The sequence below is a fragment of the bacterium genome, assembly GCA_019912885.1.
In the GTDB taxonomy this organism is placed as follows: Bacteria; Lernaellota; Lernaellaia; order JACKCT01; family JACKCT01; genus JAIOHV01.
The window spans coordinates 41884-65024 of sequence record JAIOHV010000140.1; the positions used below are offsets into that span (position 1 = coordinate 41884).

A 23141-nucleotide genomic window follows, 5' to 3' on the forward strand; every position below is an offset into this window, starting at 1 on the left:
TGGAGGATTTCTGATGGACACAGCAGAGCGGCTTTTCGATGGCCATATCCTGATCGGTGGTCGCGAGCTTCTTGATTTTACTGATTCCGAAATGACGGAAAATGATGATGCTAAGGACAAAGCGAAGTCGCGATTAACTGAGGTCATGAAGGAGATGCGAGTCAGATTTGGCACGCTCCTCAAAATGGACAATGTCTCCTTTCTTCTCGGAGCAGGAGCTTCAATTGATGCTGGAGGAATATCCCTTGCCACCATACCAATTCCGATAGAGAAGGCCATTGTAAAGGAAGCGCTTGAAAGCAACACCAGTTCGACAACTGTGCCTGCATGGGTAGAATGTTTCTATCAGACGGCATCGCTCCTATCAGGACGTACCATTCGCCTTGAAGATCGTAAAACGAAACTACTTGGCGACTCCGACCAACACCCTGAGCCAATACCATTTAATTTTGAAGAATATTTGGGTCGCCTTTACACGTGGCTTGCAGGGTTCGTGTCCGATGCTATTTCCTTGAAAATAACCACACCATCTGACGTACCTATGGAAATGGGAGATCTCCGCACTCTCACTCGACACCTTACCCATAGCCTGACAGCCGTTTTGAATTTGCCACACAAAGGCAAAGAAGACTCGATTCGAACACATCGACGTTTTCTGAAAAAGCTGCTAACGCGGCCACTCAATCTTCGAAGGGTCAACTTATTTACACTCAATTACGACACCATGCTGGAACAAGCCGCCGATGCTGAAGGGACTGTTCTGGTCGATGGTTTTATAGGATCACTAAGGCGAGTATTTCGACCGGAATCCTTCGATATTGATTTCTACTTTCCTGCGCACACAACAGAAGGGCGGGTTCATAGGTTTGATAGAGCAATTCACCTTTATAAGCTGCATGGCTCTCTGACTTGGCATCGCTGCGACCAAAATTGGGAGAATCCATTCGGGCTTTACGCCACTTACCACGACCAGGACGCCTCTTCTTCCGACGATGTTGTCATCTTTCCTTCCCCGCTAAAATACGGACAAACGTTGGCCATGCCCTATTCCGAGCTTTTTAGGCGGTTCGGCAATGCCATTGCCCAACCCCAGTCAGCCCTTTTTGTCATAGGCTATGGCTTCGGCGATGACCACGTAAACGCTCTAATAAGGCAGGCGCTCGCAATTCCCAGTTTTACCCTCGTCGTCGTCGATCCAAACCCAACAAGCGGATTTGTGAGGGACCTTCAAAACCTCCGAGACGAGCGAGTGTGGATGCTAACAGGAATGGACATCGGAACGTTTGCGAAATTTGTCGAGAATCTTTTACCTGACCTTCGTGAAGAAGAGATTAGCCGAAGGGTCATGCGTACCTTCCAAGCGCTGTCAACGAAAAGCAATACGTCAATCGACTCCGGAGAAGACGAAAATGATCAGTGACCACGAGATTGGGCGACTCGTTGCAGTAGACACCGCCCAGGTTACTATTGAATTGAGCAGGGATCTCAAAGCGCTCACACGGTCAACATTTGAGGGTGCCCTGGAGGTGGGCAGAATCAATTCTTATATTGTTATTCCGGTCGGCGCACAACGGATCGTAGCGATGATTACTAGAGTGGTTTTAACCGAAGAAAGCGAACTGAAGGCCGAAAAAACAATGGTTACCCTTCCTTCGGCTAGGCGTTTAATGAAAGCTACGATGATTGGCACTATCGATGAAGGCCGGTTTCGCCAAGGTATCAGCTTGTTTCCTGTACTTGATACACCAGTATTGATGACAACTCGGCAGGATCTCGATGCCATTTTTGGTAACGAACCAGGGCTAGAACAGTTTTCTCCAGAAAGGCCTGGGTATTGCATTAACATAGGCCGGTCGGTGGTATTTCCAGACTATAATATACGGATTGATCCAGACGCGTTCTTTGGTAAGCACGCGGCGATTATTGGGAGCACCGGCTCTGGCAAATCTTGTACAATAGCAACGATTATTCAATCTGTTCTCTGTAATCCTGCTGTAAAGCACACGCGTTTCGTTATCATTGACACTAACGGAGAATATAGAGCGGCCTTTCAAAAGGAAAATAGCGACCATGAATGGGTCGAGGCCGATGTACGCTTCCAGCCACTTTATATACCGACGGACACAAAAGAACCCCGAAGGCTTGCAATTCCTTACTGGTTTATGGACGCCGATGATTTTGTACGGTTGTTCCGTGCTTCACCTGGTGTACAACGTCCTGTCTTAATGAATGCACTTTCGACGGCAAGGAACACGGAGAGTGGTGAGGAGACATGGTTACAAATCAGAGAAAATATTATTAAAGAATGCAATCGTATTCTCGGATTAAGTTCAGGCTCCGATAAAAACGACGCCAAATCGATCCGTCAGTTGTGTGACGGCTTTGTTGCCTATATCAGTGATATCTCTGTTTCGAAGCAACTAAAAATGTTGTCGGATAATTATCCAGAAGTGACAGGCACGAATTTAAAAGTAGGGTTTGAAGAAATGCGCGAGATTGTGCGTGAAGGAATAAAGAGCGAAGGTGAAAAGTTCGAGTCCTATGCGACTATTGACATCAATAAACGTAGACGCATTGAGGAAAAGGTAAAACCAATATTGAGCGCTTTAACACGACTTCCTAAAAACAGTTCTGAACTGAACTTGTCATCTGCGGATTGCCCACGACATTTCAGCAAATCAGAGTTTAGATATCGTTATTTAGAAAACGCGATGACCAGAGACGAAGCAAATTCAACCAGGGCACGTGATAACTGTTCAACTATGTTGATGCGTATTTATCGCTTGCTTGAGGACTCACGATTTGAATTTATTTTTGGCCCAACATGCGCGGAGTGGCCATCGGTAAAGCATTCCTTGGCAACCTTTTTACGTCATATTCTCGGTAGCGAAAGTTCGCCACCGTCCATACTGAGCAATGTCGATGAGTGTTGTGAGGGTCAACTGCCATATTACGATCAACAAAGGGAGGGAATGTCACGGTCGAACGTCGTCGTCATTGATTTAAGTTTAATGGCATCTGAAGTTCTCGAAAACGTGACTGCGCTAATTGGTAGATTAATACTTGAGTTTTTGCAACGACTTAGCGATCCATTAAGCGGAATTGGTCGGGGTGAATATCCAGTGGTCCTTGTTCTTGAAGAAGCGCAAAACTATATCCATGAGGCCAGGAAGTCGGAGGAGGAGTCGATTTCTAAAATAACATTTGAACGTATTGCACGCGAAGGGAGAAAATATGGATTAGGACTCGTTGTCGCTTCGCAACGTCCAAGTGAGCTATCAAAAACAGTATTATCACAGTGCAACAGTTTTATTGTCCATCGGCTGCAAAATCCGGAAGACTTAAGATATTTTCGAGAGATTGTACCCGGAATTTACGGTCAGCTTCTTGACCAACTTCCGGCGCTGGCAGCGCGAAGTGCTTTGGTGCTGGGAGAGTGTGTTCAAGCCCCAGCATTGGTCGAGATGCGAGAAGTCAACCCAGCACCCAAGAGCAAAAATCCAAAGTTTTACAAGAGTTGGACGCTTGAGGAAAAGGAGCCGGATTTTGAAGCAGTGTGTTCCAAATGGGAGGGTGCAAACATTGAAAGCGCCCAGAAGGAATCTGACAAGAAAAGGGTTTAGGGAAAATCACGCCAACCAGAAGTGCTGAGAAATCGTCACGCGCAATTGCTACACAGAGTGACGGATCAGTTTCGTAAAAAGAGTTTTCTTCCAGAAACGAAATCGATTGGTTCCGCCTTTTTCGACCGTCAAGAATCGGGCTACATCATTTTCTCTCTTCTATCCGTTTGTCTTTGTCCATTGCTCGGATGCCCCTGCGGCTATTACGGAGACTCGATGCACGAGTGCCGCTGCGCGCCGGGCGCCGTCGCACGCTACATCCAGCGTATTTCGGGGCCGCTGCTCGATCGCATCGATCTGCACGTCGAGGTTCCGTCCGTGCGTTACAAGGAGATCGCCAACCCCGCCGCGGCGGAATCTTCGGAGGCGATTCGCGCGCGCGTGGTCGCGGCGCGCAATATCCAGATTGAACGATTCGCCGGCACGCGGGCGCGCTGCAACGCGGCGATGAGCGTCACGCAGATCCGCCGCTACTGCCGCATCGACGCGGACGGTCACCGCATCATGGAGGCGGTGATGGAGCGCCTCGGACTGTCGGCCCGCGCGCACGACCGTATCCTCAAGGTCTCGCGCACGATCGCCGACCTCGACGGCGTGCCGGACATCCGCGCAACGCACATCGCCGAGGCCGTCCAATACCGCGGCCTCGACCGAACATTCACCAACGCGGCCGCGTAAGCGTCGCGGACTCGGGGCGCATCGGCGCCCCGGGAAGGAGCGCGAAAGACAAGGCGCCAACAGCGGCGCGACCGGTCCGCGCGGCGCGCCAAACAGAGCCGCGACCGCGAGGGAGCGGTCGCCCGGTTCGCGCGACGAGCCGCCATCGCAAGAGGCACGAGCGCGGCGTGACAAACAGAGCCGCGAGCGTGAGCGAGCGGGTTATTACGCCCTTGCGATAACGCCGTCGCGCGGCAGACGAAGCGCCGTCGCGCGGACGAAACGGATCGCGCGGCGACAAACAGAGCCGCGAGCGTGAGCGAGCGGGTTATTACGCCTTGGCGACAACGCCGTCCCTCGGCGGGAGCGGTCGCGCGTGAAGGCGTTGTGTCGCCGCCGCAAACGGTCGCGTCCCTTTGCGGCGTGGCAATGCCGCCTGCAAACGGCGGCGCTTCGGCATGGACGCGGCCGGCAGGTTCGCTACCGGCGGGATGTGCAGTCGCGCTTACGCGTGAACCTCGCCGCCCCGGAATTCGGTTCGGGGCAGGCGGGATGTCGTGCGAGCGCGGTGGCGAAAGCGCGCGGAACGCCCACATAGCGCGCCGCGGTCTTCTTTCTCATTCGAATGCCTTCCGGCAAAGCAACGGGCGCGCGTTGCCGGGAGGAGGACCAAGAAAAATATCTTTCGGAGAAACCATCCCATGCTGCCGGGCACGGTGGACTCCAAGAAAACAACAGGCCGGGGCGGTGGCCGCAAACCGCCGCCCTGGTCGAATTCGAAATGGTGTGTTTGAAATTCCGAATAGCAATATTACGTAATATACGAAAAATCTAATGTCATGTCAACGGAATTTTTCGGTTTTTTTTCAGGCACCACCGGCGGTCGTTGCGGTGCGCGGAGTTTCGTGGGACGCCGCTCGTTCCGAGAACGAGGCGGAATACGGCGGCGGCGCGCCGGGACCGGAAACGACAGGAAATCGGCGTGATCCGCGAATGGACCGTCGTGCGCGTGGTACAATGGTTTCGAACTTATGGTCGCTTGTTTGCCCGAAATCGTCCTCCAATTTTCCTCCGATCTCGACGCTCCCCCGGCCGACGTGTGGGCGCACGCCGGCACGATGGAAGGCGTCAATTTCGAGCTTGGGCCGTGGGTGCGCATGACGCATCCGCCGGGAACGTTCGAGGAGATCATCCGCGCAAAGGCCGACGAGGTGCTGCGCGCAGGTCGCCAGGCGCCTCTCGCGGCAGATACCGTGCCCGGTGCGAACATCGCCGCGGACCGCGTCAACGCTCTTGTCCGCGGGCGCGTGCTGTTCAAAAGCGTCCTTCTCGCGTTCGGGTTTTTGCCGTTCGACGTTCATTCGCTCGCGCTTGAGCGCGTCGATCCGGGACACGGCTTCGTCGAGGAATCGACGTCATGGCTTGGGCGGCGATGGCACCACGAACGCTCGTTCGAGCCACTTGGCGAAAACGGCTGCCGCGTCACCGACCGGCTGACGGTCGCGCCGCGCGCTGCTTTCGCCGCGCCGATCACGCGCGCGGTCGTGCGTTTTCTGTTTATCCGGCGGCATCGGCGATTGCGCTCGCGTTTCGGTGGACGGCCCTCATAAAACGGTACCTTGCCGTCGCCCCGGTTGTTGCGAAAATTTGCCGGAGTATCGAGGAAAAAAACACACGAGCGTCGTTGATTTTGCCCTTGTGTGCTGGCACGATGAATGCGTTGCCACGTTGAAAATTCGTCATTCCGACGCCGCGGGATAAGCCCCATCAGCACGAAACGCAAAACGACGGAAATTGCATTTCCGCTTAGCCGCGCCGGCGCGCGCCATCCGCGCGTCACGAGGTTATTGTTCGCGTTCTTCGCGGCGCTCGCCATGCTTACGCCCATCGAATCGTCGATTCGCGGCTCGGGGGCGACGCTGATTTTCAAGGACTATGTGGCTCAGGCGATTGCCGATGCCATCTTTCTTTTTGGTTTTCGTGCCTACAAAATCGCGCGGAAGCTTTCGGAAGCGGTTCGGATCGTCATGGTCCAGGATATCGAGGAATTTTTCGTCATCGACATGATCATCATCGCGATCGTCGCCGGCACCGTTATTTACGTCGCGCGATTACTGATCGGCCAGCGTTTTTTTCCCACGCTGCTCGTTGTGTTCACCGGCGCCGGCGAGCTTGTGACCATGGCGATTCTCATCATGATCTGGTCCGTCACCTGCTCATGGCAACCGCTCATGGGGATTGTCATCGCCGGCGCGTTTGCGGTCGCCTTTTATCGATTGCGAAATCGTGAGCCATGGCATGGGCGCGTTCTCGTCGCGATGCTCGTGACCGGCGCGTTCGGATTCGCGGCCGCAAACGCCTGGCAAGCCATCGCGGCGGATACACCGCCGAGCGTCAACATCTATCCCCACCCCGCTTACGACGCCGAGACAAATCCGAATGGACAGACGGTGGTGCTTTCGCGCCACGAGGACGCGATCTTTTTCGATCAAGGTCGGCAGCTCCCGGTCCCGGGAAGCGAACGCCCTCAGCGCCTGGCTTGGAATAACGACGAGCGAGCCTTTTTCATCGCGAATTACCTCACGAACGAGATCGGCGCGATTTCGATGATGCGCGAAGGCGGCGAAAGCGGCACCTTCGACATCCCGCGTTGCAACCGCCCCATCGACATCACGGTCTTCTACCAGATCCCTCGCCTGATCCTCGCATGCGAAAGAAGCAATATCCTGTTAATCCGCAATTACGCGCGGCCCGGCGCGCCCGATGTTTTTATTGAACTCGACGGTTTGATCTACCATGTCGACGTGGACGAGCGACGGTATTTCGCGTACGTCACCGCGCAAATGGGACAGGTTTACCGCATCAATCTGCACCGAAATCATCCATCGATCGGCAAGGAGCGCTGGCTCGGCCCGACCATCGTTTGGGGTGTCGCCGTCTGGTCCGAGGACGGGAGCGTCTGGGTGACGCGTCCCGCGCCTGGCGAGGTGATGATCCTGGACCAGGATCTTAACACGTTGGGCCGGGTCACGGTCGGTTTCGGTGCGCGCGACATCGAGATCGATCAAGAATTGGATGTCGCTTACGTCGCCAATTACATTACCGGAACGGTCGACGTCATCGATCTGAAAACACGGAAGCGAACGCGGTCCGTCTGGGTGGGCGACCGCTCGCTCGTTCAGCAGGTGCGCGGCGTCAGCGTGACCCCCGATCACTCGATCTTGATATCGAAAAGCAGCGGCGTCTGGTCGGTATCTCCGTAAAAGCCGGCCGGTGCGAACATCGCCGCGGACCGCATCAACGATCTTGTCCGCGGGCGCGTGCTGTTCAAAAGCGTCCTTCTCGCGTATGGATTTTTGCCTTTCGACGTTCATTCGCTCGCGCTTGAGCGCGTCGATCCGGGAACGGCGCCCGCGCCCGGGTCGAACGGCGCGGTCTCCTCGCCTTCGCATGAACACGCGGGCCCGCCGAACGCCAGTATGGCGATCGCGCCAACGATGCACCAACCGCGCCGCGTTCGTCGCATGACGATTCCCTCCCTCATCGTTCAAACCATGAAAACGATGTGCCGGCCAAACCCGGTCACACGATGGCCTCGCCGGTCCCGATTTCAAATCAGCGGATTGAAGACGATAAAACTCAGCGCCCGTGTCACGTCGCGCGTCTGGCCGTCCTCGTGATGGAACGAGGTGTAGGTGACGCGGCCGGCGCCGAAAGGAAATTGCACGAGCAACGGGCCGTCGGTCACCGTCGCGATATCTTCAAAGCCGAAGACCTCGTAATCTCCGCGAACCAGCACCTGCGTTTCGTCGCCCGTGTCCGCGATCGAGACCCACGCCCCGAGATTGAATTCGATCTCCATGACGCCGGCGCCCAGGTATGCCGCGAGCGCGTCGCTTTCGACGACGCCCTCCGCGTAAGTGGAATAGCCGATGTGCGCGAAATCCGGAAACGCGATCGCGTCCGGCCACGCGTCGACGATGTAAGTAAACGCCCAGTCCGACACGTACAGCCCGCCGCCGGCCTTCACGTAGCCGCGCAACGCCTCGATGATTTCGGGGTCGCCGACGATCGGATTGTTCGTGCAGTTGATGAACACGTAGTCGTACTGTTTGAGAAGGGCTTCGTCGCGCAGATCGCGCGGGCGGATGATGTCGAAATCCTGCCCCTCGCGGTATCCCATCCGGGCGAGCAAATCCTGAATCGCGTCGTAGTCGAAATCGCCGGTCTGGAAATTTTCCTTGGTGACGACGACGGCCATGTGGAAGTCGATCGGCCGTATCGGCACCTCGACGTAGTTTCCCCGCGAGACGCAGATCTTCACCGTCGCTTCGCCCGCGAAGCCGTTCTTTTCCGCACGAATACGCTGGTCACCGCCGGGAACTTTGTCGAAGTGGAAATCGCCTTGACCGTCGGAGACCGTTTGAAGGCTCTCGCCGATCACGGTGACATCGGCGCCGTTGACGGGCGTCACGAAATCCGGAGCGACCACCCGCCCCGACAGTTCGGCGTCCCCGGGCGTGCAATCCTGTTCGTCGGCGCCGCCCGAGTTCGCGAACGGCGCGGTTTCCTCTCCTTCGCACGAGCACGACGGCGCGCCAATCGCCATCGCCGCGACGGCGATCGAAACGAAAAACGCGCGCAGTCTTCCCCGCATCGGATGACCCTTATTTCGATTTTCGACGAGCACGATTCTATCACGAATCGCGTGCGTTCAACGCCGATTCGCCTGGATCTGTTCGTAGATCGCGGCGGTCAGATCGCCGATGTTCGGGTTCGGGCAGAGCACCGTTTCGTAGGCGTACGGCGCGGTGGCGAACTGGTCCGGCGTCAGGATGTAGCCGAGCCAGTCCTGCCCAAGGCCGATCAGCATTTGCGCCTCGCCGCCCATCCCGGTCCGAAGGGGACCGCTGTAATTCGGGACGTATTCGCCGGGCAGCGTTCCGAAAACGACCGGCCCGACGTTGAAGGCGCTGATGCGCGCGTACGCCGTTCCGCCAAGCGGCGGGATGTCGCGGGCGATCAGGCCGAGCTTGCCGGCAAGCGCGAACACCGGGTTCACAAGCGTGCTTTCGAGCGTGACGTTCGCCAAAAAATCGATGGACGGATTTTCGATCGGCTCCGCGACGGCCAAGAGGGCGCCTACGTCGTCCGCGAGCGTTGCGCCGACCGTTTCCACCTCGTCCCATTCGTCGGCGTCAACCCACCGGGGATCGGGCTGGATCATCGCGCCGAGCAGGCCGTTGACGAAAACGTGCACGCCGCCGAAATCTTCCGCCATCTCCCGGCTATACACGCCGGGAAAGTCCGCGGAGACGAGCGTGTTTTCTTCGCCCATCACGGTCGGATGCGCGGCCCAGTTCATGACGGAGCCGAGCATCGCGCCACCTTCGTCGTACGCGAAAAGCGCGGTCATCGTGTCGTCGATCGTCTTGTCCGGATCGTCGATGATGTTCTTGTGCAGCGCCGCCTCCTCGCCCGCCGCAAAGGCGAACGACGCCGGCACGCGCGCATCCCACGCCGCGGCGCCCGCCTCGACCGCGCCGGTGAGGATCGACTCGATCACCGCCGCCTGCCGGCCGGAGATCGGCGGGATGAGCACGCCCCAGATGCCGATGGTGTCCGGACCGTGATGCGTGTGCGTTGACGCCACGATGACGTTGTCCGGCGAAAGGCCGGTCGCCTCGGCGATATCCTCGGCGATGATGTCCACGTCGTTTTTCACAAGGCCGACAAGGTCGAGCACGACAAGGAGGACGGGGCCGCCGCCCGTGGGGTCATCGAAGGCAACGGCGCGCGCGTAGAGGGGATCGTGCACGCCGGTTGACCAGCGGCAGTTGTCCTCGGACAGGAAAAACGTGCCGTAGCCCGCCATCTTCACTGGCTCGACGGGCGTGATATCGACCTCGGCGAAACCGGCCTTGAAACGCGGATCGATATCGTCGTCGCCCGTGTCGTCGTCATTCGCATCGTCATCGTTCGCGTCATCGTCGATCGTGTCGTCGTCGATCGTGTCATCGTCCACGTCATCGTCGTTGGCGTCGTCGTCGGATGCGGAGTCGTCGTCGCCCGCGGTATCCGAATCGTCGTCGTCAGCCGATCCGCACGCGCAGCCCATGGAGAACGTTAAAGGAATCAATAGGGCGGATAGAACAGTGTAAAAAAGACTCATTTTCGCGAAGTCAATATCCAGATGATTCCGAAAATGCCAACGCGGCCTGGATATCGTCGATCGTGAGTTGGGGATAGTGGCCGACGATTTCCTCGTTCACCATGCCGTCTGCGAGTCCGTCGAGGATTACGGCGATCTCAATGCGCGTATCCCGAACGCATGGCTTTCCGCCGCATACGCCGGGATTGACGGTAATCCGATTGAACATCTCTTCGCGTGTCATCGTAGGACTCCCACGACAATTGTCCGTCCGCAAGGGCGTGGCGTCAATCGACGTACAAAAGCACCACGACTACCGCGAACCAGAGCGCGATGTTGGCAAGCAGCGGGCGATCGGAGACGAGCACCTTGCTGGGGCTGCCGCCTTCTTCCCTTTGGTGCACGAGGTAGAGGTAGCGGAAGATGCCGTAGATCACGAACGGGATCGTGAAGGGCAGTTTGTCGGTTCCGAGCTTGGCGACCGTGACGGGATCGAGCGTATAGAGCGCGTAAGCGATGACCGTGCTCGCCGTGACGACGGCGATCATCTGGTCCAGGTAATAGGGCGAGTATTCCTGCAGGATGCGCCGGTGCTCGCCCGCGCCCCCGGAGAGCAGGACCAGCTCGTGCCGGCGCTTGCCGAAGCCGAGAAACAGCGCGAGCAGCGTCGTGCAGATGACGATCCACATGCCGATCGGCACGTCGAGGATCGCCGCGCCGGCGAGCACGCGCAAAACGAATCCCGCGGCGATGCACCCGACGTCCAGAATCACGACGTGTTTCAGGTGCAGCGTGTACGCGATCTGCAAGGCGAGATACGCAAGCGCGATGGCGAACACGTCGAGCCCGGCGGTCAGCGTGATGAGGTTTAGCGCGAGCATCCCGGCAAGCCCCGCCGCCGCCAGAAAAATCATCGCACGATGCGCGAGCGCGATGGGCACCTGCCCCGAGGCGATCGGCCGGAACCGCTTGTTCGGATGGCGGCGGTCCTGCTCCACGTCGCGGATGTCGTTGAAAAAATATACCGAGGACGACAGCAGGCAGAACGCGGCGAACCCCCCGGCCACGGCGGCGACGCTGCGCGTATCCGTGAGCCGGCCGGCAAACACGAGCGCCGGGAAGAGCATGAAATTCTTGATCCACTGCCCCGGCCGTCCCGCGCGCAAAAGCGCGACGCCAAGCGCCAGGCCGCGCGCCCTCCCCCCCGCCGGAGGCGGGTTCATGATGTCGGCGGTATCGTCCATCGGCGCGGATGCTAACGGCGCATGAGGAATTAGGAAATAGGAATTAGGAACCAGGAAAGAGGAAAGAGACGGCGAGCACGTTCGTGTCGCGCGGAAATGCGCGGTTTGCGTCGATGGCGCGCGTTCATCCGTCCACGGCGTCCATCAAGTCCGTTGTGTCCATTTCCCATTTGGGAACTGGAAGACGAAAAGTGAGCGGCGCGGCGACGCATTGACCTGTTAGACGCGCGTGGCAAGATGCGCACATGATTTCCGAGACGTGGAAAGGCCGGCTCCAGATCGCGGGCGCGATCGCGCTATCGATCCTTTTTGGCGCCGTCGTCGTGACGTGCGCGGTATCCGAGAACCCCACGGCGACGCTCGCGCATCTTTTTTCGCCGACGCCCGCGCCGACGCCCCTGCCCGCACGTCCGATCGGCGGCGTGACACGCATGCCGTCGGTCGGCGAGCCCCCGGTTTCCATGCCTTCGGACGAGCAACGGGCCGAGTGGGATTCGCTGCCCGTCGGACGGGACGCCGCGCCCGCGCCCATCGAATCGGCCTGGGCGCCCGGAAGCGCCTCCGCCGCCGCGGCCGACGACGGCACGTCGTAAATTCGGCGCGCGATTTTTTCGCCGTCGATCGGGAGTACACGTGAGTCCGGAATTTTCGGCCGAAACCATCTCGCCGGATCCGATCGAGCCGGGTCGATCCCCGCAAACGGCGACCGCGCCGAAAAGGCCGCGCATCGCGATCCTCATCGCGTTTTTCATTCTCATCGGCGCCGCCGTCCCGTTATTTTCGTTGGTCGGTCCGGAATGCCACAGTGAGCGCCTGCTCAAAACCGGCACACCGGCCCAGGGAACAATTTTATCCATCGACGACACCGGCAACCGCTTCAACGATCAACCGCAGGTGCGCATTCGCCTGACCGTCGAACCACCCGGCGGCGCGCCGTACGAGACGTCGGTGAAGATGATCATCTCCCCCGTGCACCTGCCGCAATTTCAGCCCGGCAAACGCGTGAAATTGCGCTTCGATCCCGGCGACCCGAGGGATGTAGCTATCGAAGCGGTCATGGAATAGGTGCGCGTCGCACGGATGACCTGTCACCGGATGCCGGATCCCGGTAGCCTTCCGTCATGACCTGGCGCAAATGCCCCAACTGCGGCGCGCCCGCCTCGCGCGGGGCGACCCGGTGCCTCTACTGCGGCTCGGAATGGTGGGGGCCCATCGAAGGCGACGGCGACGAACCCGAATTTTCGGGCGATCGCGAACGGGCGCCTACCGGCGGCGCCGCACCCGCCATCGTGCCGATGGGCGCGAACGCCACACGCGCGGGCTTTTTTCGCACCTTCCTGTTCGTCGTCCTTGTTCCGTGCTGCCCGCCGGTCGCGCTTTTGTGGCTGTGGCTGGCGATGCCGTGGAGACGTGGGCGCAAGGCGCTTTTCACGGGGATCATTCTTGCGCTCATCGCCTGGGCTGCTTACGAGATCGACGACGCGACCGTTCGCGTGGATGGCCCGAAGTTTTCGACCAGCGCGCCCGACCTCGCCGGCCGCGCGCACGAGACGATCGGCGTGGATGATGTCTTCCGCCTGATGCGCGACGAGGCGCTCCCGCGCGAAACGCGAAAGGAGCGATTCCTTGCCCAGTACGCCGGGCGGTGGGTGCGTTGGAGCGGAACGGTCGATGAAGTCAGCACCTACACCACGATGGCCTCGGAGGTACGCGTCGACCCATTCGGCGTTCCGCCGCCGGCCCCCAAACGGCTCGTGCGCGCGTTCATGGATCCGGCCGCCAACGCGATGATCAACGATCTCACCGAAGGCGCTCCGGTCACCGTCAGCGGCCGGCTTTTCGGTTACGACTTCTTTTTGCACCGCGTTGAAATCGCCGACGCGATTCCGGTCAACGGCGCCCCCGCGTCGGGCGAACCGTTGCCTGGATTTGACCTGCCCGATAATGGCCCGAACGACGATGCCGTATCTCCGGATTTGGCCCAAACCGCGGACGCCGAGCCATCCCCCAAAACCGGCGACAATCCTCCCGCGGCGTCGAAATAGCGGGCGCAGGATTGGTCGGCGACGGGCTCAAACCGTTGATTTTGCGCTGGAATTGTCGCTTATTTAACCTCCTCTGTTTCTGGCGTTTCTGTTTTCCGTCACACAAATGGGACAGAAAATTCACTTATTCGCTATAATTACTATTGTTTCTATTGTTTGCTCATGGTAGTTATTCGCCCGTCAAGATCTCATAGCAACGCAGAAAACAATGAAATCTTTTTCGGGGCGCGCATGCAGCGTTTTTTCGCCGCGCTTCGGACTCGAGGGGGAATCGGAAATGAAATTGGAGCTTTTTTTCAATGGCTCGGTCGCGGCCGTGCTTCTCGTGACGTGGATCTATCTGAAGGCGCGCTGGTTTTAATTTCGCATCCGGGAAGTTGAAGGCGCGTCACGCAAGGATTGTCGAGACGGCGGCCTGACGGTTTCGCGCCCTTCGCGCGCGCGACGGTCTCCATTACAATCGGCGGATGATCGAACGAGCGCGCGAGCCGGGCAAGGCAAGCGGCCGGCGGATTTTCGCCCCGCTGGTGGCGGCGTTTGTGCTGCTCGCCGCGGGCCGCTCGGTCGCGCGCGTCATCCTGTTTGACTCGTTCGACCGCGGTCTCGAGGACCGGTGGACGATCGTCGATCACGCGACGGGCGGATCGACCTTCATGACCGGTGACGCGGTGCTCGAGGCCATCGGCGCGGGCTGGGCGAATCTCGATGCGCCGTTTTGTTCCGCCGCGACGTATCACACGCCCGGATTCGCGACGGACACCGAGCTCGTCTCCCCGCCGCTCGATCTCACGGGATTCGAGAACATCGCGTTGACGCTCGGCGCGAGTTTTCAAAAGGGAGGGGGAGCGAGCGCGTCGATTCGACTGGCGGCCAGCGCGGGCGACCTGCTTGCCATGACGTTGACCGACGACACCTCGGACACCGTGCTCGATCTTGGCGAATCGACCCCCGTCGGCCCGGCCGACGCGCGCGTTCGCCTTCGCTTCGCTTCACCCGCGGACGCGGGCGCGTATTTCGCCGCGGACGACATTCTCGTCGAGGGGTTTTGTTTTTTGCCCCAGTCGCACGATTTCGTTCACGACGATGGCGAGTGGAACAACGCCCACGCGTGGAGCGTCGAAGGCCGCGAGTTCGTGAACTGCTTTGTTCCCGATCGGTACCCCGCCTATCTCATGCGCATCGAGGCGTTTCACCACACCTTCGGTCCGAACACGGAGGAGTATCGCTGGGTGGTTTACGAGAATCCGGACGGCACGGGTCCGCCCGAAGGCGAACCGATTTTTGAATCCGATCCCGACATGTTCGGATCCACGGGTTGGTCCGAGGCGCTTCTCGGGGTCGAAGGGCTTTCACCTCCGATCGTGTCGGGCGGCTGGTGCGTCGGCGTGCGTCAGGTTGACGCGGCGCCGGCGGAATTCGACCAACGCATTTACATTGGCGAGGACGCCTCGACGCCCGGCGACGGCGTCAGCTACGGCGGATCCGCGACGGACGGCTGGGGTCACTACACGGGCACGGGCACGCTGATGATTCGCGCTCGGGCCGAGGCGTGCTCGACCGCGACGTCGACGACCGCCCCGCCGACCACGACAACCACGCCGCCCACGACGACCACAACCGGCGCGACAACGACAAGCTCCAGCGCGGGCACGACGACCACGACCGCGCCCTCGACGACGACGAGCGTACCCGCCACGACCACCACCACGGCGCCCCCCGGCACGGATGACGACGCTGAGAACGATGACGACGCAGAGAATGATGACGATGCGGAGAACGATGACGATGCGACCGGCGGCGATACCGACGAGGACGACGATCCGGGCGGGCCTACGTCCGCGGGTGACGGGGACGACTCGACGTGCTGCGGGTGCTAGAGCCGCGTCCGGCGCGGGCGCGCCGCCCGCTTGCTCTTGGTGTCTATCGTTTCTAGAATCCGGTTACGCGTCCGATTAATTGAATTTCTTGAAGGAGACTCAAACGATGATGTTTCGAACGTTGTGCGTTTTGTCGCTTTTTTTGCTTGCCGTCACGTCGTTCGTCCATGCCGAGGAGGAGCCCGCGGCGCCCGCAATGCCGACGCCCGCGCCCGAACTTGAGAACGTCGCCTTCTTCGAGGGCGACTGGTCCTGTGACAATCGGCAGGAAGCGCACGAGATGACCGGGCCGGCGCACGATTTCAAAGCGGCGTTGAACGTGAAGAAAGGCGTCCGCGATTTCTGGTACGCATTGAGTTGGAAAGAGGAAGCCAGCGACGTGCATCCGCCGTTCGAGGCCTCGGGGCACATTGGTTACGATGCCCTGGCGAAGAAGTACGTTCTCGTCGGCGTCGATAGTTGGGGCATGGTGGCGCGGTTTGAGTCGGACGGTTGGGCGGACGACCGGTTCACGTTCACAGCCGACATCCCGATGGAGCCCGGCAAGCTGACGCCCGTCCGGTGGACGTGGGAGAAGAAGGAAGGCGGTGAGCTTGTCAGCACGTGGAACATGAAACAGGGTGACGAGTGGAAGGCGTTCTCCCGCTCGGTGTGCAAGAAATAGGCGAGAAATCGCGGCGGCGCCCCGGATCGGCGCATTGTTTCGAAAGGGGAGGGTTCATGAAATCTCGATACCTGCTTGCGGCGTTCGCGCTGATCATTCTCACGTCGGTCGCGACGGAGCCCGCCTTGGCTCGCGTCGTCATCTTTGAGGAATTCGAAAACGGCATTCCGTCGCACTGGTCGGTCGTCAACAACGCCGGCGAGACGTGGATCACCGGTGACCCCGATCTCGAGGCGGTACGCGACAGCACCTGGGACTTGATCTTCATGACGTTCGCGAGCGTCGACAACTACTACACGAATTATGGCGTCGCGACGGATTCGGACATCATTTCCAACCTCGTCGATCTGACCGGGTTCGAAAACATGGAGATCACGGCGTCCATCGACGTTTTCTCGCCAACAAGCGATGTCGCTGCGGCGCTGTATGTCGAGGCGGACGGGGGCGGCTGGCAAGTTATGGTCAGCGGCACGGATGACCAGATCGACGATTCGCTTTTGGAAGTCGATGTGTCCGACGAACTCGACGGCATGCCGGACTCCCGCTTTCGCTTCGGATTCGCGACGACCAACAGCGCGGGCGGATGGTTCGCGATCGACAATGTCCGACTTGGCGGCGATTGCATCGCGGAGGTCAGCGACACGATCATCGAGGACGACGGCACTTCGGAAATCCCGGTCGCACCTGCGCTTGGCATCGCCGTGGTGGTCTGCGTGACCCCGGACACCTACCCCGCGTATCTCACCGGTGTCGAAGCGTTCTTCACCGCGCTCTCGCAGGAGGGCAGTCAGGTGGAATATATCGTGTATTACGATCCGGACAACGACGGGCCCCAGACGGGCGATCCGCGTTGGGTGGATTCGGGTTTCGTGCCGACGGCCGACACCTGGAACTTCGTCGATGTGTCGGGCGAAGGGGAGTTTCTCGTCCCGCTGACGTCCGGAGCGTTTTGCGCCGGCGTCCGTTTTCCGGCGGGCCTCGGTACGGAATTCCTCGGGGTCGACAGCGCCGATCCGGACGGCCATTCATGGATTTCCAACGGGGATCAGACGACGTGGGAGAACTTCGACACCGTCTTCACGCCCTCGCGCGACGCGATGATCCGGCTCGAATACGAGTACTGCGCGGTTTCCACGACAACCACAACGACATCCACGACAACGACGACCGGCGCGACGACGACAAGTACCGGCGGCACCACGACGACAACGGGCGCCACGACGACAACGGGCGCCACGACGACGACCGGTGCCACAACCACGACGGGGGCGACGACGACGACCGGAGGGACGACGACAACGACGATCCCCGGCGATGACGACGATTTTGATGACGACACGGCGGACGACGACACGGCGGATGATGACACGTCCGACGATGACACGTCCGACGACGACACCTCCGACGATGATTTCGACGATGACTTCGACGACGACTCGGATGACGATGACGATTTCGACGATGACGTCACGCCGGACGACGACGCGTTCGAGGACGACGACGACGATTCACGTGATTCGTCGCGTCGCGACAACGACGACGAAAACTGCTGCGGGTGCTAGAAACCCGACGCCGCGGCGATCGAGCCGCGGTGGCTTTTTTCCCGGGATGACGCCGATGACGTGGGCGGCGCGAAGGCTTTCGCTCACCGCGCTCGTTGTGTTTTTCGCCGTTGGCGCGGCTCCAGCAAGCGCTCAGGTGCGCCGCCCGGCGCCACCGCCGTCGGCCGCGATGTCGCGCGATGTCACGGGCTTTTTCATGATCGAGGCGGGCGTGACGATTGCCCCGTCGGTCGGCATCGAAACCGACGGCGCGGCGGCCCGGTCCGTTTCCGGCGCGCAGGCGAACATCCCCGGATTTTCGGCCGCCCTGTTCCTCATCCCCACATGGGGGCGCAACGGGCTCACCTTTGGCGCGTCCTACGACCTCACCGGCGGATCATTCGAACATCGACTCGAATCGGACGGTGAACAACGCACCGTGGAAACGGATTTCGGCATGGCGCAATTCGCGGCGCGCGCCGGGTACGTGCGTTATTTCGGGCGCTACCGCTGGTTTCCGTTCGTGCTCGCCGACGCCGGTCTTGTGTGGGAGCGTGTGCAAGTTTCGTTTGGGGAGGGCGACGAGGAAACCGTGCACCAGGGCCGCGCGAACACCGGGGTTCTTGGCCTCGGGGTGGGCATCCTGCGCGCGGCGCAATCGACGACCGCTGCTTACGGCATCGAGTTAAAGGCGGACATCTACCCGTTTCCGACGACGACCGATCACCCGGACGTCTTTGACCGGCACGACATGACGATCGCGCATCCGGCCATCGTCAAGCTGCGTTTTCTTGCGGGGTGGGGAAAGCTGTAGGATGCCGCCGTCCGTCCGGCCGGCGGTGTTACGCGTAGGGATTCCGAATTCGCACGGCGTCGATGACCTGACCGTCGTTCAGATCCTCCGTCCAGAGCACCTTCGCGCCGACCTGCTTCGCGGCCTGGACGTTCATGGCGTCCCATATGCTGATCCGGTGGCGGCGCGATATTTCGATGGCTTGAAGGACGTCGCCTTCGTTCGGGACGAAGACGAACCATTGTGCGGCTTCGGCGACGATCAACGCCGCCGTTTTCTCGTCCATGCGCCTTTTCAGTTTTCTTGTGAGTCCGTTGTAGAGCTCCAGCAGAATCTGCGTACTGATGGCGCCGATCGAATTGTTGGAGATGCGTTCTATCAGCTCGATCGAAACGCGTTGCTTGCCTGGCGAATTGGCGTCATGCGCATAGATGAGAACGTTCGTATCGACGAACTCAATCGCGCTCATGGAGTTCGTCTCGCGTCCAGGGAATCTGCTCGTTCAGGCCCAGGTTGAACCCTTTTTTCATAAGTTTGAGCGAACGTTTCATCGCCGCGCGATATTTTTCTTCACGGTCGACCAGATTTTCCATCAACTCCGCGACATAGTCGGACAACGACATGCCGCGCTCGATCGCGATGTGGCGCAGGCCGCTTAGCATGTCGGCGGGCAGCGAAAGCGTGATGTTCTGGTGTTCATCCTTCGCGCGAGACCCGGCGTCCTCGTAGGATCGCGCTGTGCGTTGGGCGCTCATTTGCGTTCGCTCCCCGTTTTGGGGGTTTTGGGCTGAGCGCGCTTTTTGCCGCGCGCGCTTACGGCCACCTTCCGGTGCGCTTCCATGGCGCCGCGAAATTGCGGATCGCGATTCATCCGATCCTGCACCAAACGCGCGACAAGGCCCGACACGGAGGTCTCGCGTTCCACCGCCAGGTGGCGGACCTGCTTGAGCAACTCCTTGGGAACCTTGACGGTGACGTTCTTCTTACGCTGCACGATTCGCCTCCTGTTCGCGAGCAGAATAGCACGAAATCGTCGTTCTCGTGCATTCGCGATGTCGTGAAGTCGTGATCTCGTGATCTCGTACGATGGCGAGGAAGAGGAAAAGCAAAACGCGTAGGATTCGATCTCCTTCGTGTTCCTCGCGTCCCTGGCGGCGCCGAAAAACCTAGATTGCGAAATCGCGCGCGTCGTCGGGAGCGGCCGACGCGCTTTTGCCCGCATCCTTGGACGAAAGCAGCGCGGACAGGCCCTGACCCTCGCGCCGGAAGGTGAACACAAGATCGTATTCGTACGCGAGCGCCGTGAGCGGGTGCAGGTGGTCGATCGACGGGAAGCGGAACAGGAAGCGCTCGCCTCGCCCCAGCGCCTCGATGAACGCGGGGTCCGCGTCGAATTCCACGATCGCGTTCTCGCTTGTCATATCGACGAGGTTGGGCTCGGGCCACTGCGTGACGGCATCCGACAAACGCACCACGCGGCGCGCCGATCCGAGGCTCTCGTTGGTGGCGCCACGGATGATGCCGCCGCCGGCAACGCGGCCGTTCGCCGCGATCACGAAGCGGCCGAGCTTCACGTTTTCGTCGAAGGCGTCCGCGGCGACGGGGCGCTTCAGGCGAAGGCGTACGTTGGCGGTTTCGGTGTTGTGGATCTCGGCCGCGTCGCGCTCGAGCACCTCGAGCGTGGAGGAGTCGATGCGCTCTTGCACGCTTGCCAGCTCCGCCTCGACCGACACGGTCGCCAGGCGCAGTTCGTATTTCCGGCCGCGCACGAGCGGATCCCGGCCGAGCCAGAACAGGCTTGCGGAGATTTCCGTCGCGGCGAACGGCGCGGTGGGCGGCGACGCGATGACGTGCCCGCGTTCGGCGAACAGCTCGTCAACCAGCGTCAGCCCGACGCTTTCGCCCGCGCCCGCGGACATGCGTCCGGCTGTCGGCCAGCCCTCGATGGATTTCACGCGCGTCGATTTGCCGGTCGGCGCGATCGTCACCTCTTCGCCCACGCGGATGGTTCCGGACTCGACGCGGCCGACGTAGATGCGTTTGCCGTCCCACTTGTAGATGTCCTGGATGGGCAGGCGCAGCGGCGCGCGTTGATCGACGATCACGGGCAGGAACGCATCGAGCGCCTCCACGAACGTCGGGCCCGAATACCACGGCGCCTTGTCCGTGCGGGAGGCGATGTTGTCGCCGGTCTTCGCGCTCATCGGAATCATGTAGGAGGCGACGAGCCCGACGCTGTGCAGGAAGGTTTTCACCTCGCTCGACACCTGCGCGAACGCCTTTTGCGAGAACTCCAGACGGTCGAGTTTGTTGATGGCCACGATGATCTGCCGGATGCCCAGAAGCGAGAGCACGTAGGCGTGCCGGCGGGTCTGCTCCTGCATGCCTTCCGCCGCGTCGACGATGAGAATCGCCGCGTCCGCGGTGGAGCTGCCGGTGATCATGTTCTTCAGGAATTCCTTGTGCCCCGGCGCGTCGATGATGACGTACGGCCGCTTCTCGGTGCGGAAAAACGTCTGCGCGGTTTCGATCGTGATGTTCTGCTCGCGCTCTTCCTCGAGCGCGTCCATCAGATAGGCGAACTCGAACTCGCGCCCCTGCCGCTTGCAAGCCGCGACAATCTCCGCGTAGCGCTCCGGCGGCAGCGAGCCCGTGTCGTAGAACAGGCGGCCGATGAGCGTGGATTTGCCGTGGTCCACGTGGCCGACGATCACGATCTTGAGGGCGTCGTTGGCTCCCTCCATCATCTCTCCCAAAAACGCGCGCCGCCCCGCCCGGAGCGGGGCGCGGCGCGGAAAATTTCAACGCTCAGGGGCATCTTGAGCGCGGCCGTTTACATGTACCCCAGCGTGCGGAGCTTCTGCATCATGTACGCCTTCTCGTGGTCCTGCGCGCGCCCGGCGCGCTCGGGCGTTTTGGTCACCTTCAACTCGGCGACGATCTCGTCGATCGTCCGGGCGTTCGAGCTGATGGGCATGTTGCAGGGCCAGCAGCCCAGGCTGCGGAATCGCTTGCCGTTGTTGGCGAAATACAAGGGGCAGACGGGGATGTTCTCCCGCTTGGTGTATTCCCAGATATCCAGCTCCGTCCAATGCAAAAGCGGATGGATGCGGATGTGCGTGTCCCTGGAAAAGGTCGTGTTGAATTGATCCCACAGCTCCGGCGGCTGATCGCGGAAATCCCACTCGAAGTTCGCGTCGCGCGGCGAAAAGAAACGTTCCTTGGCGCGCGAGCCTTCCTCGTCGCGGCGGATGCCGAGGATGACGCCCTTGAAGCCCTCGCGGTCGATCACCTGTTGCAGGCCCTTGGTTTTGCGCGCGGTGCAGCACTCGAAGCGGCCCTTGTCAGGCGTGATCGCCTGCGCGTCGGCGTCAGCGTTCGTGTGGACGATGAGGTTCAGCCCCCATTCCCTGGCGTAATGATCGCGGAAGGCGATCAGCTCCGCGGGCTTGTAGGTCGTGTCGATGTGCACGAGCGGAAACGGTACGCGGCCGAAAAACGCCTTGCGCGCCAGCCACAATAGCGCGGTCGAATCCTTGCCGATCGACCACAGCATGGCGATGTCCTCGAAGTGCCGGAACGCCTCGCGGAAGATGTAGATGCTCTGGCTTTCCAGCGCGTCCAGATGATTCATGGTTCTGACGGTCTCCCGAAAGTCTCGTGGATTGTCGCGTATCACTCGCACCATGTCGTTTTACGGCCGCGCCGGATCGTGTCCGACGTGCAGCCCGCACTCCTTGCTTTCCGGGCGCTCCCACCACCAGCGGCCCGCGCGCTCGTCCTCGCCGGGCTCGATCGCCCGCGTGCACGGCGCGCAACCGATCGACGGATAGCCCTTGTCGTGCAGCCGGTTGTAGGGAAGCTCCCGTTCGCGGATGTATTCCCAGACGTCCTTGCTTGTCCATTCGGCAAGCGGATTGAACTTTAAAACCCCGGCGCGGTCGGGATCGGCTTCCACGAGCGGCAGCGCAAAGCGCGTCACGGACTGCTCCTGCCGCCGGCCGGTGATCCACGCCGGCAGATCCTTGATGGCGCGCATCAAAGGCTCGACCTTGCGTATGCCGCAGCACTCGTGCCGGTTCTCGACCGAATCGCGAAACGAATGCAGCCCCTTTTCGCGCTCCAGGCGTTCAACCGCGTCACGCTGAGGAAAATACCACTCGACGCGCAGGCCGAACCGCTCGGCCACGCGGCTGGCCACCTCGTACGTTTCTTCGGGAAGGCGGCCGGTATCGATCGCAAACACCCCCGCGGGTGCGTCGATTTGCGCGAGCATGTCGATGATGACGATGTCCTCCGGGCCGAAGCTGCACGCGAGCTTCAACCCCGCGCCGAAATCGCGCGAGGCCGCCGCGAGCAATTCGCGCGGGTCCTTGATGCCCTTGTATGACGCAACGTTTGACATCATGCGTGCCCGGCGCCCGAAGGCCGTATCCGGCCCGGCGCCTTGCGCCCGTTCGCCTGCTTCAGGCGATTCGGGATCTGCTACCCAAAACCCTCGTGTCCCTCACCCCGCGAAAGCGCTCCGAAACAAGGGCACCTCGCG

Annotated in this window: 23 protein-coding genes; 12 read left to right on the forward strand and 11 right to left on the reverse strand. The window is 60.4% G+C overall.

The annotated features are described in order from the left end of the window. Positions 1 to 13 precede the first annotated feature (13 nt). The 5 genes from K8I61_11685 (at position 14) to K8I61_11705 (ending at position 7543) form a co-directional block, all read left to right on the forward strand. Positions 14 to 1420 carry an SIR2 family protein gene (locus K8I61_11685; GenBank protein MBZ0272690.1) on the forward strand — a complete coding sequence of 469 codons (1407 nt, stop codon included), beginning with the start codon at positions 14 to 16 and terminating at the stop codon, positions 1418 to 1420. Next, positions 1410 to 3623, forward strand: coding sequence for a DUF87 domain-containing protein (locus K8I61_11690; GenBank protein MBZ0272691.1), 2214 nt, complete (start codon positions 1410 to 1412; stop codon positions 3621 to 3623). The genes K8I61_11685 and K8I61_11690 overlap by 11 nt, the downstream gene beginning before the upstream one ends. A 216-nt stretch (positions 3624 to 3839) precedes the next feature. Beyond that, positions 3840 to 4301 carry an ATP-binding protein gene (locus K8I61_11695; protein ID MBZ0272692.1) on the forward strand — a complete coding sequence of 154 codons (462 nt, stop codon included), beginning with the start codon at positions 3840 to 3842 and terminating at the stop codon, positions 4299 to 4301. Between the two features lie 1022 nt (positions 4302 to 5323). Next, entirely contained in the window at positions 5324 to 5890 is a 567-nt protein-coding gene (locus K8I61_11700) for a hypothetical protein (protein ID MBZ0272693.1), read from the forward strand. A gap of 264 nt (positions 5891 to 6154) precedes the next feature. Continuing rightward, on the forward strand, positions 6155 to 7543 hold the full coding sequence (locus K8I61_11705) for a hypothetical protein (GenBank protein ID MBZ0272694.1): 1389 nt from the start codon (positions 6155 to 6157) through the stop codon (positions 7541 to 7543). A 107-nt stretch (positions 7544 to 7650) separates the two neighbouring features. On the opposite strand, the gene K8I61_11710 is transcribed toward K8I61_11705, so the two are convergent. From K8I61_11710 to K8I61_11730, 5 genes are all read right to left on the reverse strand, one after another. Next, positions 7651 to 7806: a hypothetical protein gene (locus tag K8I61_11710; protein MBZ0272695.1), complete on the reverse strand. Its 156-nt coding sequence runs from the start codon at positions 7804 to 7806 to the stop codon at positions 7651 to 7653. Positions 7807 to 7890: 84 nt separating this feature from the next. Continuing rightward, positions 7891 to 8937: a carboxypeptidase-like regulatory domain-containing protein gene (locus K8I61_11715; protein MBZ0272696.1), complete on the reverse strand. Its 1047-nt coding sequence runs from the start codon at positions 8935 to 8937 to the stop codon at positions 7891 to 7893. Positions 8938 to 8994: 57 nt separating this feature from the next. Further along, positions 8995 to 10452 carry a neutral/alkaline non-lysosomal ceramidase N-terminal domain-containing protein gene (locus K8I61_11720; protein MBZ0272697.1) on the reverse strand — a complete coding sequence of 486 codons (1458 nt, stop codon included), beginning with the start codon at positions 10450 to 10452 and terminating at the stop codon, positions 8995 to 8997. Between the two features lie 10 nt (positions 10453 to 10462). Further along, on the reverse strand, positions 10463 to 10675 hold the full coding sequence (locus K8I61_11725; protein MBZ0272698.1) for a DUF433 domain-containing protein: 213 nt from the start codon (positions 10673 to 10675) through the stop codon (positions 10463 to 10465). 43 nt (positions 10676 to 10718) lie between these two features. Next, positions 10719 to 11654 (reverse strand): decaprenyl-phosphate phosphoribosyltransferase, encoded by a 936-nt coding sequence (locus tag K8I61_11730; protein MBZ0272699.1) that lies wholly within the window; start codon positions 11652 to 11654, stop codon positions 10719 to 10721. Between the two features lie 266 nt (positions 11655 to 11920). Between K8I61_11730 and K8I61_11735 the strand changes: the two genes are divergently transcribed. From K8I61_11735 to K8I61_11765, 7 genes are all read left to right on the forward strand, one after another. Next, complete coding sequence (locus K8I61_11735; protein ID MBZ0272700.1) at positions 11921 to 12268, forward strand: hypothetical protein; 348 nt, start codon at positions 11921 to 11923, stop codon at positions 12266 to 12268. Between the two features lie 40 nt (positions 12269 to 12308). Then, positions 12309 to 12740, forward strand: a complete 432-nt coding sequence (locus K8I61_11740; GenBank protein ID MBZ0272701.1) for a DUF3592 domain-containing protein — start codon at positions 12309 to 12311, stop codon at positions 12738 to 12740. A gap of 56 nt (positions 12741 to 12796) precedes the next feature. After that, positions 12797 to 13720, forward strand: coding sequence for a zinc ribbon domain-containing protein (locus tag K8I61_11745; protein ID MBZ0272702.1), 924 nt, complete (start codon positions 12797 to 12799; stop codon positions 13718 to 13720). A gap of 467 nt (positions 13721 to 14187) precedes the next feature. Beyond that, complete coding sequence (locus tag K8I61_11750; protein MBZ0272703.1) at positions 14188 to 15597, forward strand: hypothetical protein; 1410 nt, start codon at positions 14188 to 14190, stop codon at positions 15595 to 15597. A gap of 106 nt (positions 15598 to 15703) precedes the next feature. Continuing rightward, positions 15704 to 16261: a DUF1579 family protein gene (locus K8I61_11755; protein ID MBZ0272704.1), complete on the forward strand. Its 558-nt coding sequence runs from the start codon at positions 15704 to 15706 to the stop codon at positions 16259 to 16261. Positions 16262 to 16317: 56 nt separating this feature from the next. Next, the gene (locus K8I61_11760; GenBank protein ID MBZ0272705.1) at positions 16318 to 17823 is read left to right on the forward strand and encodes a hypothetical protein; all 1506 of its coding nucleotides are present in this window, start codon (positions 16318 to 16320) and stop codon (positions 17821 to 17823) included. A 55-nt stretch (positions 17824 to 17878) separates the two neighbouring features. Then, positions 17879 to 18616, forward strand: a complete 738-nt coding sequence (locus K8I61_11765) for a hypothetical protein (GenBank protein ID MBZ0272706.1) — start codon at positions 17879 to 17881, stop codon at positions 18614 to 18616. A 28-nt stretch (positions 18617 to 18644) separates the two neighbouring features. Here the strand turns inward: K8I61_11765 and K8I61_11770 are convergent, their stop codons facing one another. The 6 genes from K8I61_11770 to K8I61_11795 all read right to left on the reverse strand — a co-directional run bounded on the left by K8I61_11770 (position 18645) and on the right by K8I61_11795 (position 23000). Continuing rightward, positions 18645 to 19064, reverse strand: coding sequence for a PIN domain-containing protein (locus K8I61_11770; GenBank protein MBZ0272707.1), 420 nt, complete (start codon positions 19062 to 19064; stop codon positions 18645 to 18647). Next, positions 19051 to 19350, reverse strand: a complete 300-nt coding sequence (locus K8I61_11775) for a CopG family transcriptional regulator (GenBank protein ID MBZ0272708.1) — start codon at positions 19348 to 19350, stop codon at positions 19051 to 19053. The genes K8I61_11770 and K8I61_11775 overlap by 14 nt, the downstream gene beginning before the upstream one ends. Beyond that, a complete protein-coding gene (locus K8I61_11780; protein ID MBZ0272709.1) occupies positions 19347 to 19589 on the reverse strand; it encodes a hypothetical protein in 243 nt (80 codons plus the stop codon). The genes K8I61_11775 and K8I61_11780 overlap by 4 nt, the downstream gene beginning before the upstream one ends. 172 nt (positions 19590 to 19761) lie before the next feature. Then, positions 19762 to 21339 carry a GTP-binding protein gene (locus tag K8I61_11785; GenBank protein ID MBZ0272710.1) on the reverse strand — a complete coding sequence of 526 codons (1578 nt, stop codon included), beginning with the start codon at positions 21337 to 21339 and terminating at the stop codon, positions 19762 to 19764. Positions 21340 to 21428: 89 nt separating this feature from the next. Further along, positions 21429 to 22229, reverse strand: coding sequence for a sulfate adenylyltransferase subunit 2 (locus K8I61_11790; protein ID MBZ0272711.1), 801 nt, complete (start codon positions 22227 to 22229; stop codon positions 21429 to 21431). A 60-nt stretch (positions 22230 to 22289) separates the two neighbouring features. Continuing rightward, the gene (locus tag K8I61_11795) at positions 22290 to 23000 is read right to left on the reverse strand and encodes a phosphoadenylyl-sulfate reductase (protein ID MBZ0272712.1); all 711 of its coding nucleotides are present in this window, start codon (positions 22998 to 23000) and stop codon (positions 22290 to 22292) included. Positions 23001 to 23141: the final 141 nt, after the last annotated feature.

Coding starts and splice junctions, on each gene's coding strand:
- K8I61_11755 (MBZ0272704.1), top strand. CDS start 15,704: ATGATGTTTCGAACGTTGTGCGTTTTGTCGCTTTTTTTGCTTGCCGTC.
- K8I61_11715 (MBZ0272696.1), bottom strand. CDS start 8,937: ATGCGGGGAAGACTGCGCGCGTTTTTCGTTTCGATCGCCGTCGCGGCG.
- K8I61_11730 (MBZ0272699.1), bottom strand. CDS start 11,654: ATGAACCCGCCTCCGGCGGGGGGGAGGGCGCGCGGCCTGGCGCTTGGC.
- K8I61_11705 (MBZ0272694.1), top strand. CDS start 6,155: ATGCTTACGCCCATCGAATCGTCGATTCGCGGCTCGGGGGCGACGCTG.
- K8I61_11785 (MBZ0272710.1), bottom strand. CDS start 21,339: ATGGAGGGAGCCAACGACGCCCTCAAGATCGTGATCGTCGGCCACGTG.
- K8I61_11720 (MBZ0272697.1), bottom strand. CDS start 10,452: ATGAGTCTTTTTTACACTGTTCTATCCGCCCTATTGATTCCTTTAACG.
- K8I61_11685 (MBZ0272690.1), top strand. CDS start 14: ATGGACACAGCAGAGCGGCTTTTCGATGGCCATATCCTGATCGGTGGT.
- K8I61_11695 (MBZ0272692.1), top strand. CDS start 3,840: ATGCACGAGTGCCGCTGCGCGCCGGGCGCCGTCGCACGCTACATCCAG.
- K8I61_11775 (MBZ0272708.1), bottom strand. CDS start 19,350: ATGAGCGCCCAACGCACAGCGCGATCCTACGAGGACGCCGGGTCTCGC.
- K8I61_11770 (MBZ0272707.1), bottom strand. CDS start 19,064: ATGAGCGCGATTGAGTTCGTCGATACGAACGTTCTCATCTATGCGCAT.
- K8I61_11725 (MBZ0272698.1), bottom strand. CDS start 10,675: ATGACACGCGAAGAGATGTTCAATCGGATTACCGTCAATCCCGGCGTA.
- K8I61_11750 (MBZ0272703.1), top strand. CDS start 14,188: ATGATCGAACGAGCGCGCGAGCCGGGCAAGGCAAGCGGCCGGCGGATT.
- K8I61_11790 (MBZ0272711.1), bottom strand. CDS start 22,229: ATGAATCATCTGGACGCGCTGGAAAGCCAGAGCATCTACATCTTCCGC.
- K8I61_11735 (MBZ0272700.1), top strand. CDS start 11,921: ATGATTTCCGAGACGTGGAAAGGCCGGCTCCAGATCGCGGGCGCGATC.
- K8I61_11765 (MBZ0272706.1), top strand. CDS start 17,879: ATGACGTGGGCGGCGCGAAGGCTTTCGCTCACCGCGCTCGTTGTGTTT.
- K8I61_11795 (MBZ0272712.1), bottom strand. CDS start 23,000: ATGTCAAACGTTGCGTCATACAAGGGCATCAAGGACCCGCGCGAATTG.
- K8I61_11760 (MBZ0272705.1), top strand. CDS start 16,318: ATGAAATCTCGATACCTGCTTGCGGCGTTCGCGCTGATCATTCTCACG.
- K8I61_11745 (MBZ0272702.1), top strand. CDS start 12,797: ATGACCTGGCGCAAATGCCCCAACTGCGGCGCGCCCGCCTCGCGCGGG.
- K8I61_11690 (MBZ0272691.1), top strand. CDS start 1,410: ATGATCAGTGACCACGAGATTGGGCGACTCGTTGCAGTAGACACCGCC.
- K8I61_11710 (MBZ0272695.1), bottom strand. CDS start 7,806: ATGCGACGAACGCGGCGCGGTTGGTGCATCGTTGGCGCGATCGCCATA.